The sequence below is a fragment of the Streptomyces sp. NPDC006393 genome, assembly GCF_040628575.1.
Classification (GTDB): Bacteria; Actinomycetota; Actinomycetes; order Streptomycetales; family Streptomycetaceae; genus Streptomyces.
This window is the reverse complement of record NZ_JBEXZD010000008.1, coordinates 23,182-38,064: the sequence shown is the minus strand read 5'-3', so window position 1 is coordinate 38,064 and position 14,883 is coordinate 23,182. Positions and strand designations below refer to the sequence as shown.

Genomic DNA, 14,883 nt, shown 5'->3' with positions numbered 1-14,883 from the left:
GTGTTCACGTGGAGTGGCCTCAGTACACCGCCCACTGCTCCGCCGGAGTCAGTCACCGAAAACATGAAGGGTTTGGCTGGCCAGCGCGGACATCTTGTAGATTCGTATGAACGGAGGCCAACGGCAACCTCTTGGTTTCCCCCTGGAAACAGAGGCCACGGTCCCACCCGCGGCGGAGCTGCCGTCCGGCCGCACGCCGGGTCGGTGACATCCGCCGTCCGGCCGCCCGGGCCAGGCCCTCGCCCACAAGATTCATCGTAGTTTTCGAGACAAGGAACGGCGGCGACGAGAATGCGGCTGCGCGCACTACTGGACACCGATGCGCTGGGCCTGAAGCTGCTCGGCGGCGAGGAGGAGCTCGACCGCACCGTCCGGGGCGTGATGACCACCGATCTGCGCGACCCCAGCCGCTACCTCTCCGGCGGTGAGCTGGTGCTGACCGGCCTGGCCTGGCGCCGCGGACCCGCCGACTCGGAGCCGTTCGTACGGATCCTGGTGCAGGCCGGGGTCGCCGCGCTGGCCGCCGGCGAGGCCGAGCTGGGCGATGTGCCCGACGACCTGGTACTGGCCTGCGCCCGGCACCGGCTGCCGCTGTTCGCGGTCAACGAGTCGGTCGCGTTCGCGACGATCACCGAGCACGTCGTACGGCAGGTCTCCGGCGAGCGCGCCGGGGACCTCGCGGCCGTGGTGGACCGGCACCGCAGGATGATGACGTCCGGCCCGGCCGGCGGCGGCCCGGACGTGGTCCTGGACCTGCTGGGCTCGGACCTGGACCTGCGGGCCTGGCTGCTCTCCCCCGCCGGCCGGCTGATCGCCGGTCCCAAGGTGGCCGGCCCGGCCCTGCCCGCGGGCGTGTGCGCCAAGCTCGCCGCCGAGCACCTGGCGGCCGGCCGTACCGGCCGGCGCGGCCCGCACCGCGTGGCGCTCGGCGGGACGACGTACTCCCTGTTCCCCATCCGCAGCAGCGGCCGCTCCCCGCAGGCCGTGCGGGACGTGCGCGAGACCGTGCTGTCGGAGTGGCTGCTGGCGGTGGAGGCGGACGCCGGCGACTGGCCGGAGGAGCGGCTCGACCTGCTGCACGGCGTCACCCAGCTGATCGCGGTCGAACGCGACCGCCGGGACGCGGCCCGCACGGTGCGCCGCCGGCTGGCCCAGGAGGTCCTGGAGCTGGTCCAGACGGGCGCGCCGCCCGCCGAGATCGCCGCCCGGCTCCGGGTCGCGGCGCCCGTGCTGCTGCCCGGCCTCGGCGCGGCCCCGCACTGGCAGGTGGTGGTGGCCCGCGTCGAGTGGGACGACGCACCGGGCGGACCGGGCGTCCCGGGCGTGCCGGGTGGCCCCGCCGGGGCCCCGGCCGAGGGGCCCGGCGGGCGACGCACGGGCGGCACGGTCGACGGCGGCCCGGTGGCCCAGTCGCTGCTGGAGGAGATCCTGGTGGACCCGCTCAGCACCGGACCCGAGCCCTCCGACCGGATAGCGGTCGCCCACACCGGCGGCGAGGCCATCGCCCTGGTGCCGCTCCCCGCCGTCTCCAGCGAGCACGACGGCTCGGAGTCCGGGATCCTCGCCGACGCGCTCCTGGAGGCCGTACGGGACCCGCTGTCGGCCGGTCTCGACGACGACGGGCGGCTCACCCTCGGCGTCAGCGCGGCCGTGCACTCGGCGGAGGGGCTGCGCGGGGCGCTGGAGGAGGCCCGGCACGCCCGCCGGGTCGCGGCGGCCCGCCCGGGACGCGTCTGCGCGGCCGGCCACCAGGAACTGGCCTCCCACGTCCTGCTGCTGCCCTTCGTCCCGGACGACGTGCGCCGCGCCTTCACCGCCCGTCTCCTGGACCCGCTGAAGGACTACGACCGCCGGCACCGCGCCGAACTGATCCCGACCCTGGAGGCGTTCCTCGACTGCGACGGCTCCTGGACCCGCTGCGCGACCCGTCTCCACCTGCACGTCAACACACTGCGTTACCGGGTCGGGCGGATCGAGCAGTTGACGGGACGTGACCTTTCGCGCCTGGAGGACAAGCTCGACTTCTTCCTCGCACTGCGCATGAGCTGAGGTCAGGGCGGCCGACGGCGGCCGGCGCCGCCGCCGTCGACGCACCAGGACTTTGTGAAATCCTTCACCCACCCTCTTGGCCGGGCCGCGGAATTCGTGCTGAGATGCCGCCACCACTCAAGGCTCGAAGGCGTGCTCGGGGAGGGCAACGTGGCGCATACCGCCATGTCTGGTAACGGAACGACCCCAGGTGACGATCCACTCCAGACCGCGGTGTGGCGGCTGCGCTCACGCGCGTGCTGGGCCGACGCGGCCGCGCTGCTGCCGTCGGCCACCGCCGACGCCGCGCTCCAGCGCACCGTGCTGCTGGTGGAACGCTGCCTGTACACGGAGTCCGGCTGGCAGGAGGCCGAGGACGCGCTGCGCACCGCGGAGGCGCTCGCGCACTCCGACGAGGAGCGGGGCGCGGCCGCTTGTGAACGCGGGTACTTGGCCTACTCGGCCACGCTGCACGGCGTACGGGACCGCGCCGACGAGGCGCGCGCCGCGCTCGGCCGGGCGGCGGCGCTGATCGCGCCGGGGGCCCCGGGGCGGGCGCTGCTGGACTTCCGGCGCGGGCTGATCGCCGAGAACCTGACGCGTTCCCCGCAGGCCGCACGCGCCGCCTACCGCCGCGCCCACGCGGCCGCCACCGCCCACGCCGACCCGCTGCTGCTCTCCTTCACCTGGCGCCACCTGGCCGGACTGGCCCTGCGCGACGGCGAGTTGGCCGAGGCCCGGCACGGTTTCGCCGAGTCCCTGCGCATCCGCGAGGAGCTCGGCTACCTCGTCGGCACGGCGCCGGCGCTGGTGTCGCTGGCCGACACGGAGACGGAACCGGAGGCGTCCCGCCTGCGCGAGGAGGCCCGGCGCCTGTTCCGGCTCCTGGGGGGCGTACCGACCTGGCTGGCCCGCCAGTTGACACCACCGGCGGCGGGGGCGGCGACGGCCTGATCGGGGCCGGGCGGGGGCAGACGGCCCCGGGCTCGCGGCTGGGAGCGACCGGTCCGGCTCAGAGGAATCCGGCTCGGAGGAATCCGAGAGGTTGCCGTGCCAGGCTGACGCGCCCGAGCACGCGCCCTGGTCACGCTGGTGAGCGTGCCGCTGAGGACCGGCGCGGGCGAATGGCTGGAGCGGTACGTGGCCGTCGACCCGCTGGTGCGGCGCCACGCCGAGCGGGGTGACGGGATGCTCCCGTGGGCGCTGGGCCTGTTCGTACCGGCGGCCGGGGTCTGGCTGGTCTCCCGGCGGACGCCCGCGACGCGGGCCGGGGCGCGCTCCGGCACGGTGGTGCGGGTGGCTGCGGCCGTGCTCTCCGTGGTGGTGGTGGGCGCGGTCGTGGAGGTGTACCGGATCGGCGACTCGGGCGCGAAGGCCGCCTGGCACGACGCCTGCTCGAAGACCGCCACGAGGCCGGGCGACGGGGACTGACGCCACGAGCCGGGCGACGGCGGCCGACCGGCGGCGGCCGACCGGCGGCGGCCGGCCGGTGGTGGTCGACCGACGGCGGCCGACCGCATGGGCGCCACCGCCGCCGCCTTCAGCCCGCGGCCGCGAAGTGCTGGCGCACGAGCAGGTGCACCACGTCGGTCTCCCGCGCGATCAGCGCGTCGAGCAGGGCCGTGTGCTGGGCGGCGTCGGCCATCAGCCCGGCCCGCGTGGGACGACCGGAGCCGCCGACCAGGGGCCACTGGGCGCGGCGGTGCAGATCCTCGGCGATCTGCACGAGCTGTTCGTTGCCGGCCAGGGAGAGCATCGCGCGGTGGAAGGCGCGGTCGGTCTCGGCGTAGGTGGCCCGGCACCCCGAGGACGCGGCGCACACGGTGGCCTCGGCGAGCGGCCGCAGTTCGGCCCAGCGCTCGACGGGCACGGTACGGGCCAGCCGCAGCAGCACCGGGACCTCGATGAGGGCCCGCACCTCGGCCAGTTCGGCGAGTTCGCGGGCGTCGCGCTCGACGACCCGGAAGCCGCGGTTGGGCACGACCTCGACGGCGCCCTCCAGCGCGAGCTGCTGCATCGCCTCGCGCACCGGGGTCGCGGAGACCCCGAACCGTTCGCCGAGCGCGGGCGCCGAGTAGACCTCGCCGGGCCGCAGCTCCCCGCTGACCAGCGCGACGCGCAGGGCGTCGAGGATCTGCCCGCGCACGGAGGAGCGCCGCACGACGGGGCGGGGCGGCGGGACGGGCCGCTCGCAGTGCGTGTGCTCCCCCCGGGCGCCGTCCGCGGCCGGGGCCTCCCGTTCCCGCCGTAGGCCCGCGGCCGGGGTCTCCCGTTCCCGCCATGCATCGGCGGCCGGGGTGTTCCGTTCCCGCCGTACGTCCGCCGCCTGCGGCTGCCGGGGCACCCGCACCGCGCCGCCGGCCGACGGGAACCGCGGTATGCCGGCCCCGGTGCTCCCGGCGGAGTCCTGCGCGCCCTGCTTCACGGTCCTCCTCCGGTCTTGTGGGTGCTTGGGGTCATTACGGCGGGTTGCTACTCGCCCGTCAAGCACCTTAGGCGCAAGTGATGGCGGGGTCACATTCCGGTCAAGTGAAGTAAGGTAAGCCTTGCCTTCAGTCACCCCTTCAGTCGAGTGCGGATCGGTGGTCCGGCATGCCCCTCTCCGCGTCGGTCACGGCGGACGCCTACGCCCGCCTCACCGAGGTCCACCCGGGCCTGGCGGTGACGGTGCTGGGCCCCGGCGAGCGGGCCCCCCGGGGCGGCGGCTGGGTCACGGCGGCCCGTCTGGCGCAGGGCGGGCCCGGCCTGGACGCGTTCCTGGCCTGGGACGACGCCCAGGTGCTGCGGGACTACGGGGTGCGCGCCCGCCCGGACGTGGTGGCGAGCTTCGGACTGCACCGGTACGCCTGGCCCGCGTGCCTGCTGTTCACCGTGCCGTGGTTCCTGCACCGCCGGGTGCCCCGGCTCCCCGTGACCCACGTCTCCTACGACCGCACCGCCGGCCGCATGGCCGTACGCCCCGTCGCGTTCGCCTGTCTGCCGGGCGACCCGGCGGCGGCGTGGCCCGGCGCCCGTGTGGTGCCCGACGAGGAGGCGCTGCGGGCCGAGGTGCGGGCGGCCGTCGCCGAGCACCTGGAGCCGCTCCTCGCCGCCTTCGGACCGCGCATGCGGCGGCGCGGCCGGGCCCTGTGGGGCATGGCGACCGACGAGATCGTCGAGGGCCTGTGGTACGTCGCCCAGCTGCTCGGCGAGGAGCGGCGGGCGATGCGCGAGCTGGAGCTGCTGCTTCCGGGTGCGACCCGGCCGTACGCCGGTTCGGCGGCGTTCCGCGAACCGACCGGCCCGGACGGCGAGACGCCGCCCACCCGGGACCGGGTCAGCTGCTGCATGTTCTACACGGTGCGCCCCGAGGACACCTGCGCCACCTGCCCGCGCACCTGCGACGCGGAACGGGTCGTCAGATCGGCAACCCCGTCCGCCGCTTGAAGTTCCTGAGTCACCGTCGGCTGTCGGGCGGGCCGCCCGTCCCCGCGCGGGCGCGTCCGCCCGCGTCCCGTAAGATCATCCGCCAGTGGGACACCCATATGGGTGCCGGGGATTCACAACTTCCTCACCCGTCGCGGGAACTTTCCGCGGAACCACCCGTACGGGTAGTCTTATTCGAACTCAACTCCCGCCCCTCAAGCGGCAGTTCGAGCAGAACGCCGTCCCCGGGCATCCCCTTGCACCTTCCTGGCGGCCTCTTGCCCCGAAACCCCCTGAGGCCCCGCGGGATTGGGCCACTATGGCGGGCGTTACGCCCTATCCCCATGCAAGGGACCCCAGATGAGACTGACCGACATATCGCTGAACTGGCTGCTTCCGGGCGCCGTGCTGCTCCTGGGTGTGCTGGCGGCGGTGGCGGTGCTCGCGCGCGGCAAGCGGTCCGACGGGAGCGCGAGTGCCGACGACTCGTGGGAGCGCAGCGAGGAGCGCCGCAGGCGCAAGGAGGCCGTCTACGGCACGGCCTCCTACATTCTGCTGTTCTGCTGTGCGGCGGTCGCCGCCGCGCTCTCCTTCCACGGCCTGGTCGGCTTCGGCGAGCAGAACCTCGGCCTGACCGACGGCTGGCAGTACCTGGTGCCGTTCGGCCTGGACGGCGCGGCCATGTTCTGCTCCGTGCTCGCGGTGCGCGAGGCCAGCCACGGTGACGCGGCCCTCGGCTCCCGGATACTGGTGTGGATGTTCGCCGCCGCCGCGGCCTGGTTCAACTGGGTGCACGCGCCCAGGGGTGTCGCCCACGCGGGCGCGCCGCAGTTCTTCGCCGGTATGTCCCTGTCGGCGGCCGTCCTCTTCGACCGCGCGCTGAAGCAGACCCGCCGGGCCGCCCTGCGCGAACAGGGCCTGGTGCCGCGTCCGCTGCCGCAGATCCGTATCGTCCGCTGGCTGCGGGCGCCCCGGGAGACCTACCGCGCCTGGTCGCTGATGCTCCTGGAGGGCGTGCGCAGCCTGGACGAGGCGGTCGAGGAGGTGCGCGAGGACCGGCGCCAGAAGGAGGACAGGCGGCGGCTGCGGCGCGAGCAGGAGCGCGTCGAGCGCGCCCAGCTCAAGGCGATCAGCCGGGGCCACCGCGGCTTCGTCGGCCGGGGCGGCCGGCAGGGCGAGACGCAGGCCCTGGAGCCCGGTCCCTCCCAGGTCGGCGCGGAGCCTGCCATAGCGGCGGCAGAACCGCTGCCGGTGCGCGCCCGGCCCTCCCTCCAGCCCGTCCGCAAGGCCTCGGACCCCATCACCGTGGACCTCACCGCGGAGGACGACACGATGGCCCTGCCGCGTCTGGACTCACTGGAGCGCAAGCTCAAGGACCTGGAGCAGCAGTTCGGCTAGTCCGGCCGGATCCGGAGCTGTGACGCCGTGATGTGCGCGAGGGGCACGGCCGTACGGGCCGTGCCCCTCGGCCGTGCCGGGGCCGCCTCGTCATGCGGCTGCCCTTCGGTCGTGCCGGGGTCGCGGCGTCACGCCGCCCGGGCCCCGAGTTCGAACCACACCGACTTGCCCTCCTTGTGCGGCAGGACGCCCCAGGCGTCCGCGAGGGACTGCACCAGGACCAGGCCCCTGCCGTGGGTGTCCTCGCCCGGGACCGGTACGCGCGGCCGCGGGGTGCGGGCCACGAAGTCCCGTACCTCCACCCGCAGTCCGTGCGACGAGACCGTCGCCGTCAGGATCGCGTCGTCGTCGGTGTGCACGAGCGCGTTGGTAACCAGTTCGCTGGTGAGCAGCTCCGCCACCTCCGAGGTGTCCGGTCGCCCCCAGTGGCGCAGCAGCTCGCGCAGCGCCCGGCGCGCCTCGGGCACCGCCCGCAGGTCGGCCCGGCCCAGGCGCCGTCTCAGCTGGGACGCCGGTATGCGCTCGGCCGCGCCGGCGGTCTCTTCCTCCACCGTCTCTCCCGAGGAGGCCCCGACCGTCACGGGACCGCCCCCTCGTGCCTGACTCTTCATCTCCCCCGCCCGCGTGCCGATGTCGGTTCCCCTCCAGCTCGAACACGTTCACGGGAATCCATGCCCCGTAGGACACGCGGCAGTCATGTCGAATCGTCAACGACCATATGTTCGGCCATGAGCGCGGGAACTTGGCCGAGTACGGTGCCCGCCTCGGCAGCGACCGTGCCGGGGCCTCCCGGAGCTACGGCCGCGGTACGTTGCGCAGGTTGGAGCGGGCCATCTGCACCATCCGCCCCACCCCGCCCGCCAGCACGATCTTCGAGGCCGACAGGGCGAACCCGGACACCATCTCGGCGCTGATCCTCGGCGGGATGGACAGCGCGTTGGGGTCGGTGACGACGTCCACGAGGGCCGGCCCCTTGTGCCGGAAGGCGTCCTTCAGCGCTCCGGCGAGTTCCTTGGGTTTCTCCACCCGGATTCCATGGGCGCCGCAGGCGCGGGCCACGGCGGCGAAGTCGGGGTTCTTGTTCGCCGTACCGTACGAGGGCAGGCCCGCGACCAGCATCTCCAGCTCCACCATGCCGAGCGAGGAGTTGTCGAACAGCACGACCTTCACCGGCAGGTCGTGCTGGACCAGGGTCAGGAAGTCCCCCATCAGCATGGAGAACCCGCCGTCCCCGGACATCGAGATCACCTGTCGGCGGCGGTCGGTGAACTGCGCGCCGATCGCCATCGGCAGCGCGTTGGCCATCGAGCCGTGCGAGAAGGAGCCGATGATCCGGCGGCGTCCGTTGGGCGAGATGTAGCGGGCGCCCCAGACATTGCACATCCCGGTGTCGATGGTGAACACCGCGTCGTCGTCGGCCACTTCGTCCAGCACGGCGGCCACGTACTCGGGGTGGATCGGGACGTGCTTGTCGACCTTCCTCGTGTACGCCTTGACGACCCCCTCCAGCGCGTCCGCGTGCTTCTTGAGCATCCGGTCCAGAAAGCGCCGGTTCGTCTTCTCCCGCACGCGCGGGATCAGACAGCGCAGGGTCTCCTGCACATCGCCCCACACGGCCAGATCCAGCTTGGACCGGCGGCCGAGGACCTCGGGCCGCACGTCGACCTGGGCGATCCGCACGTCGTCCGGCAGGAACGCGTTGTACGGGAAGTCGGTGCCGAGCAGGATCAGCAGGTCGCACTCGTGCGTGGCCTCGTAGGCGGCGCCGTAGCCGAGCAGCCCGCTCATGCCGACGTCGAAGGGATTGTCGTACTGGATGAACTCCTTGCCGCGCAGGGCGTGCCCCACCGGTGACTTGACCTTCCCGGCGAACTCCATCACCTCGGCGTGCGCGCCCGCGGTGCCGCTGCCGCAGAACAGGGTGACCTTGCCGGCCTCGTCGACCATCCGGGCGAGCCGGTCGATCTCGGCGTCGGAGGGCCGGACGGTGGGCCGGGAGGTGACGATGGCGGTCTCGGCGGCCTTCTCGGGGGCGGGCTCGGCGGCGATGTCACCGGGCAGCGCCACCACGCTGACCCCGCTGCGGCCGACGGCGTGCTGGATGGCGGTGTCCAGCAGCCGTGGCATCTGCTTCGGGCTGGAGATCAGCTCGCTGTAGTGGCTGCACTCCTGGAACAGCCGGTCGGGATGGGTCTCCTGGAAGTACCCCAGGCCGATCTCGCTGGAGGGGATGTGCGAGGCGAGGGCGAGGACCGGGGCCATGGAGCGGTGGGCGTCGTACAGGCCGTTGATGAGGTGGAGGTTGCCGGGGCCGCAGGAGCCGGCGCAGGCGGCGAGCCGTCCGGTGATCTGGGCCTCGGCGCCGGCCGCGAAGGCGGCGGTCTCCTCGTGGCGCACGGCGATCCAGTCGATGGCGGCGTTGCGGCGGACCGCGTCGACGACCGGGTTGAGGCTGTCCCCGACGACGCCGTACAGCCGCTTGACCCCGGCGCGGACGAGGATGTCGACGAACTGCTCTGCGACGTTCTGCTTGGCCATGGTTCTCGGATGCCCCTTCGGTCTGCCGCGGATCGTGCGGTCTCCTGCGGGTCCTCTGGGTCCATGGATACACAGACCCGGCGCTCATGCCTCCCAAACGGCCGCGGCCGTACGATCGTCGGCGTATCCCTTGACCCGCACCTGTGCGTCCGCGAGGAACGCGGCGAGGCCGGGCACAGGAGGAACGGACGTGGTGGCGACGGGCCCGGAGGGCACGGTCCACCGCCGGGCGAGATGCGCGCGCAACTCGGCCTCGCCGCGCAGGGGGTCGGCCAGGCCCGCCGTGCACATCAGCAGCGTGTCACCCGGGTGGGCTATGGAGACACGGAAGCGGAAGGGTTCGCGGGGCGGCTCCGCAGCGGGGGCGTGGGGGCTCGGGACGGGCGTGACACCGAGGTCCATGGTGAGCCGGTCGCCCTCCGGGGTCTCGGCGGGCCCCGACAGCGGCCCCGACGGCCACGGCGACCCGAGCGATCCGGGCGATCCGGGCGATCCGGGTGATCCGGGTGATCCGGGCGGCTCTGGAACGTCCGGCTCGATGTCCTGCCACTCGCCGTCGCGCAGCCGGAACAGCCCGCCCGCGCCGACGCCGAAGAAGACGCGCGCACGGCACGCGGGGTCGGCGGGCAGCAGCAGACAGCGCAGGGTGGCCGCGTACTCCTCGGGTTCGATGCCCTGTTCGGCGGCGCCGGCCCGGAGTCTGCCGAGGCTGCGGTCGGTGAGGCGGTGCAGTCCCGACTTGAGCTCGCCGCGCCGGGCGGCCCGGATGTCATCGGCCAGCCGGGCGTGACTGCGGCCCACGGCCCGCGCGATCCACCGGCACACCTCGGCCGCCGCGCGGTGCGCGGCCGGTGCGGCACGGGCGCCGGTCGCCATCGCGACGAGGACCAGCGCCTGCTCGCCCTGTCCGAACCGCGCGGTGAGCAGCGCGTCCCGGCGCGGCTCGCCCCGGTAGCGGGGAGAGTCCCCCCGGATGGACACGGCCCGCAGCGTGCAGGCCCCGTAACGGGCTCCGTCCAGCACGGTGTCCGGCACCAGGTCGTCGAGCTCGTCCGGGTCCGCTGCCGGAAGTGCGGTGGGTTCGGCGTCGTAGGTGGGCGGCCCGGAACCCACGTGGGCGACGGTGAGCGGCGCGGGGACGTCCGGGCCGGAGGCAGTCGCGGGCTCGGGCGGGACGGGGTCTGAGTGGGCGAGGTCCGAGTCGAGGCCGGTGTCGAAGTCGGAGTCGGAGTCGGAGTCGAGTCCGGTGTCGAGATCGAGATCGGAGTCGAGGTCGAGACCGGTGCCGGTGTCTGTGCCGGTGTCTGGGGCGGAGCCGGTGTCGGGAGGGTCGGCTGCCGGGTCCGCGGAGGGGGGCCATGACCGGTCCCAGGGGGTCTGCTGCCACCAGTCCGGGGCGGGGCCCGGCGTGCCGGGAGCGTCCGTGGCCGGGCGCCGGGGAGCCGGCGGTGCGTCCGGCTGCTCCGGTGCCGCGGTGGCGGCCGGTGCGTCGGGCGGCAGGACCGCCGGCGGGGCGGTGCGCGGTGCGGGTACGGTCACCGGTCGCGCCGGCGAGCGGGAACCGTCCTCGGGCACCTCCGGCGCTTCGGGCACCTCGGGCACCGCGGGCGCCGCGGGCGCCTCGGGCGGCAGCCAGTCGCCGGTCCGGCCGTCGGCTTCGGTGTCCGCCCCGACGTCCGCTTCCGTGTCCGCTCGGGTCTCCGCTTCGGTGTCCGGCCGGTCCTCCGCCGCCGGTCGGCCGCTCCGTGCGGTCCCCGGCGTCCGCCCCAGTGTCCCGGCCGCCGAGGCGAAGCGGTCGTCCAGGGAATCCGCCGCGGCCGTGGGACCGGTGTCCTCCGTGGAGTCGTCGTACAGCTGTGCCCACCAGTCGTCCTCGCGACCGGTGGGCCTTCCCCCCTGCTGACTCATGCCGCCAATTGTCCACCGCACAGGCCCGTTGAAAACGGGGCAAGCGGAAAATCCGGCCGGTGGCGGGCCGCGAACGGCCCGCCGGGTGACACCTCGAACGTACGCACGGAGAGCGCGTACGGGGAAAAGCCGCCGGGCGGTCCCACCCCCCACGGGAGAACCGCCCGGCGACGCCAGGGTGACCCGGAAGGCGGGTCACGTTCTGGACGTCCGAAACACCGCCGTTCGGCGTGCCCCGTGAGCACGGCCCTCGTGGTCGGGTCCGGGGCGGCACTCGCCCCGTCCGGCCACGGCCACCCCTCCCGGCCGCGGCCCGCTCCCCGCGTCGACCCGCCGGATGCCGCTCGTGTCCGAGCAGGCCAGGCCCTCCGGGCCGGGCACCGGGACGCCGCCGGATGCTTCGGTGCCGCCACCTTGTCAGGATCACCAGGGGTACGGCGATGATGTTCGGCGGCGGGTTTGCGCCGTGGCTGTTTTCCGCCACCGCCGACACGCGCCGCTGTCGGGTGTGCCGGAGGTCTGGAAAGGGAGGGTCGGCAGCTGATGCTGGCAGCGATAGGTCTCGACGAGAGGCACGAGTCGGCGTACCGGGCGCTGGTGTCCGTGGGCGCGGCCGATGTGCCCGATCTGGCGCGGCGGCTGGTGCTCGCCGAGCACGACACCGAACGGGCCCTGCGCCGCCTGGAACGGCACGGACTCGCGGCCCAGTCCTCGGCGCGGCCCGGCCGCTGGGTCGCCGCGCCGCCCGCGGTGGCGCTCGGCGCGCTGCTCACCCAGCAGCGGCACGAACTGGAGAAGGCGGAACTGGCCGCCGCGCTGCTCGCCGAGGAGTACCGGGCGGCGGCCGCCGAACCCGCCGTGCACGACCTGGTGGAGGTGGTGACCGGCGCCTCAGCGGTCGCGCAGCGCTTCCTGCAACTCCAGCTCGGTGCCACGGAGGAGGTGTGCGCCCTGGTCACCGGCAACCCGGTGGTCGTGTCCGGGACGGAGAACGAGGCCGAGGAGCAGGCGGCCGGACGCGGCGTGCGCTACCGGGTGGTGGTCGAGCGCGCGGTGCTGGACCTGCCCGACGGCATCACACAGCTGACCGCCGCGCTCGGCCGTGACGAACGGGTCCGGGTCGTCGACCAGGTGCCGACGAAGCTGGTGGTCGCCGACCGGACGCTCGCGATGGTGCCGCTCACCTCGCACACCGCCGAGCCCGCCGCGCTCGTCGTGCACGCCAGCGGGCTGCTGGAGCTGCTGTCCGGGCTCTTCGAGTCGGTGTGGCGGGACGCGCTGCCGCTGCGGCTCGGCGCCCGCGGGATCACCGAGGAGCGCCCGGACGGCCCCGACGCCACCGACCTCGAGGTGCTGTCCCTCCTCCTGGCCGGCCTGACCGACGCGAGCGTCGCCAAACAGCTCGAGCTGGGTCTGAGGACCGTACAGCGCCGGGTGAAGCGGCTGATGGAACTGACCGGGGTGACCACCCGGCTGCAACTGGGCTGGCAGGCCTACGAGCGCGGCTGGGTGTCCCGGGAGCGCCACTGAGTCCCCGGGAGCGCCCCCGGGTCAGGGGGCGAGCGCGCCCTCCAGGGTGAGCAGCCGCACCTTCCGCTCCAGGCCGCCCGCGTACCCGGTCAGCGAGCCGTCCGCGCCGATCACCCGGTGGCAGGGGCGCACCAGCAGCAGCGGGTTGGCGCCGATGGCGCCACCGACGGCCCGTACGGCGGCCCGGGAGGCGCCGATCCGGGCGGCGATCTCGCCGTACGTCGTGGTCGCCCCGTAGGGGACGCTGTCGAGGGCGGCCCACACCCGGCCCTGGAACGCGGTGCCACGGGCGCTCAGGGGCAGGGAGAACTCCTCGAGCTCCCCGGCGAAGTAGGCCCGCAGCTGTTCCTCGGCGGCGCGGAACCGCCCGGGGTCGTGCACCCACTCGTCCCGCACCGTGCGGCCGCCCTTCTGGTCGGGCACGGACAGGGAGGTGAGAGCGCCGGTCCGGTCCGCGGTGAGGAGCAGCGGCCCGAGGGGGCTGTCGAGCCGTGTCCAGTACGTCGTTGTGGCCGCGTCGGCAGGCGTGGTCGTGGTCATTGTCCTGGTCGTTCCCGTTCCCGTTGTCGTGGTCGTTCCCGTTGTCGTGGTCGTGGTCGTTCCCGTTGTCGTCGTCGTGGTCGTTCCCGTTGTCGTCGTCGTGGTCGCTGTCCTGGTCGCTGCGGTGTTCATGATGTCCTCGACTCCCCTGCGGTCAGCAGGTGTTGTGCGGCGTACGAGCGCCAGGGAGCCCAGCGGTCGGAGGCGGGCACGCCGGGCGGGGCCACGTCGGGGTCTCCGAGCGCGCGGGTGCGGATGGCGGCGACCGTGGTGGTGTCCAGTCCCGGCAGGGCGAGCAGCGCGCGGTGCGCCTCCTCCCGGTCGGCGCCCGGATCCAGCCGCAGGGTGCCGTCGGCGAGGGCCGTGGCCAGGGCGCCCAGTGTGCCCTCCGGCTCGGCACCGGCGAGGGCGGCCGGCTCGGGGAACAGGTGGGTGAGGGTGCCGCAGGGGGCGTCGAGCGCCTTCCCGCGGCGCCGTACCAGTTCCTCCGTGGCCTGCGGGCTCAGCAGCGCCCGCAGCGCCGCCTCGTCCGGGTCCGCGGCGCCCGGCGAGCGGAGGCCCGGGCGGGCCGCGACCAGCGGGGCCAGTCGCGGGTCCGCGCCGAGCCGCTCATCGACGGCGTAGGGGTCGGCGTCCAGGTCGAACAGCCGTCGCAGCCGCTGCACGGCCGTCGTCAGGTCGCGCGGGTCGGTCAGGTGCAGCCGGGCCTCCAGCCAGCCGCCGGGGTGCGCGCCGGAGCCCGCCCGCGGCCCGCCGGGCCGCTCGTCGACGGCGACGATCCCGGTGCCGTAGGGCAGGCGCAGGGTGCGCCGGTAGGTCCGGTCGCCGGGCACGCCCCGCACCTCCTCGACGCCGGGCACGGCCTCGCGCTGGAGCAGGTCGAAGACCGGACCGGCCTGGTAGGGGCCCCGGTGGGCGAGCCGCAGCGGGATCCCGGCGGTGGGCGCGGCGGTCCGGCGGTGCCGGGTCCGGGGGGCGGCGGCCCGCAGTTCGCTCGGGGTCGCCGCGTACACGGTGCGGATGGTGTCGTTGAACTGCCGCACGCTGGCGAACCCCGCCGCGAACGCGATCTCGGTGACCGGCAGGCCGGTGGTCTGGAGCAGGACGCGCGCGGTGTGCGCCCGCTGTGCCCGGGCGAGGGCCACGGGACCGGCTCCGACCTCGGCGGTGAGCTGCCGCTGCACCTGCCGCGCGCTGTAGCCGAGCCGCGCGGCGAGTCCGGCGACGCCCTCCCGGTCGATGACGCCGTCGCCGATCAGCCGCATGGCGCGGCCGACGGCGTCCGCCCGGACGTTCCACTCGGCGGAGCCCGGCACCGCGTCGGGACGGCAGCGGCGGCAGGCCCGGAAGCCCGCGCCCTGGGCGGCGGCGGCCGTGGTGAAGTACCGCACGTTGTGCCGCTTCGGGGTCACGGCCGGGCAGCTGGGACGGCAGTAGATCCCGGTCGTCTCGACGGCGAAGAAGAACTCGCCGTCGAACCGTCCGTCCCGGCTGCGCACCGCCTCGTACCTGGTGTCCTCGTTCATCACGCTGTCC

The 14,883-nt window shown here is 74.5% G+C and carries 12 protein-coding genes; 6 read left to right on the top strand and 6 right to left on the bottom strand.

The features are described 5' to 3' along the window. Window positions 1-291: 291 nt before the first annotated feature. The 3 genes from ABZ484_RS06065 to ABZ484_RS06055 all read left to right on the top strand — a co-directional run bounded on the left by ABZ484_RS06065 (window position 292) and on the right by ABZ484_RS06055 (window position 3,459). Complete coding sequence (locus tag ABZ484_RS06065) at window positions 292-2,049, top strand: PucR family transcriptional regulator ligand-binding domain-containing protein (RefSeq protein ID WP_358864665.1); 1,758 nt, start codon at window positions 292-294, stop codon at window positions 2,047-2,049. A gap of 165 nt (window positions 2,050-2,214) precedes the next feature. Further along, a complete protein-coding gene (locus tag ABZ484_RS06060; RefSeq protein WP_358864664.1) occupies window positions 2,215-2,982 on the top strand; it encodes a hypothetical protein in 768 nt (255 codons plus the stop codon). A 144-nt stretch (window positions 2,983-3,126) separates the two neighbouring features. Next, window positions 3,127-3,459, top strand: coding sequence for a hypothetical protein (locus tag ABZ484_RS06055; protein ID WP_358864663.1), 333 nt, complete (start codon window positions 3,127-3,129; stop codon window positions 3,457-3,459). A gap of 109 nt (window positions 3,460-3,568) precedes the next feature. Here ABZ484_RS06055 and ABZ484_RS06050 read toward each other — a convergent pair whose 3' ends face one another. After that, window positions 3,569-4,453 (bottom strand): GntR family transcriptional regulator, encoded by an 885-nt coding sequence (locus ABZ484_RS06050; RefSeq protein WP_358864662.1) that lies wholly within the window; start codon window positions 4,451-4,453, stop codon window positions 3,569-3,571. Between the two features lie 167 nt (window positions 4,454-4,620). Here ABZ484_RS06050 and ABZ484_RS06045 point away from each other — a divergent pair, with 167 nt between their 5' ends. Further along, window positions 4,621-5,454 carry a (2Fe-2S)-binding protein gene (locus ABZ484_RS06045; RefSeq protein WP_358864661.1) on the top strand — a complete coding sequence of 278 codons (834 nt, stop codon included), beginning with the start codon at window positions 4,621-4,623 and terminating at the stop codon, window positions 5,452-5,454. A 339-nt stretch (window positions 5,455-5,793) separates the two neighbouring features. After that, on the top strand, window positions 5,794-6,831 hold the full coding sequence (locus ABZ484_RS06040; RefSeq protein WP_358864660.1) for a DUF2637 domain-containing protein: 1,038 nt from the start codon (window positions 5,794-5,796) through the stop codon (window positions 6,829-6,831). 128 nt (window positions 6,832-6,959) lie between these two features. On the opposite strand, the gene ABZ484_RS06035 is transcribed toward ABZ484_RS06040, so the two are convergent. The 3 genes from ABZ484_RS06035 to ABZ484_RS06025 all read right to left on the bottom strand — a co-directional run bounded on the left by ABZ484_RS06035 (window position 6,960) and on the right by ABZ484_RS06025 (window position 11,277). Continuing rightward, entirely contained in the window at window positions 6,960-7,442 is a 483-nt protein-coding gene (locus ABZ484_RS06035) for an ATP-binding protein (RefSeq protein ID WP_358864659.1), read from the bottom strand. Window positions 7,443-7,626: 184 nt separating this feature from the next. Continuing rightward, window positions 7,627-9,369, bottom strand: coding sequence for a pyruvate dehydrogenase (locus tag ABZ484_RS06030; RefSeq protein ID WP_358864658.1), 1,743 nt, complete (start codon window positions 9,367-9,369; stop codon window positions 7,627-7,629). A gap of 84 nt (window positions 9,370-9,453) precedes the next feature. Next, window positions 9,454-11,277 (bottom strand): protein phosphatase 2C domain-containing protein, encoded by a 1,824-nt coding sequence (locus tag ABZ484_RS06025; RefSeq protein WP_358864657.1) that lies wholly within the window; start codon window positions 11,275-11,277, stop codon window positions 9,454-9,456. A 543-nt stretch (window positions 11,278-11,820) separates the two neighbouring features. On the opposite strand from ABZ484_RS06025, the gene ABZ484_RS06020 reads away from it, so the two are divergent. Continuing rightward, window positions 11,821-12,807, top strand: a complete 987-nt coding sequence (locus ABZ484_RS06020) for a helix-turn-helix domain-containing protein (RefSeq protein WP_358864656.1) — start codon at window positions 11,821-11,823, stop codon at window positions 12,805-12,807. A 21-nt stretch (window positions 12,808-12,828) separates the two neighbouring features. On the opposite strand, the gene ABZ484_RS06015 is transcribed toward ABZ484_RS06020, so the two are convergent. Beyond that, window positions 12,829-13,347 (bottom strand): methylated-DNA--[protein]-cysteine S-methyltransferase, encoded by a 519-nt coding sequence (locus ABZ484_RS06015; RefSeq protein WP_358864655.1) that lies wholly within the window; start codon window positions 13,345-13,347, stop codon window positions 12,829-12,831. Window positions 13,348-13,475: 128 nt separating this feature from the next. Continuing rightward, complete coding sequence (locus tag ABZ484_RS06010) at window positions 13,476-14,873, bottom strand: AlkA N-terminal domain-containing protein (protein WP_358864752.1); 1,398 nt, start codon at window positions 14,871-14,873, stop codon at window positions 13,476-13,478. Between the last annotated feature and the right edge of the window lie 10 nt (window positions 14,874-14,883).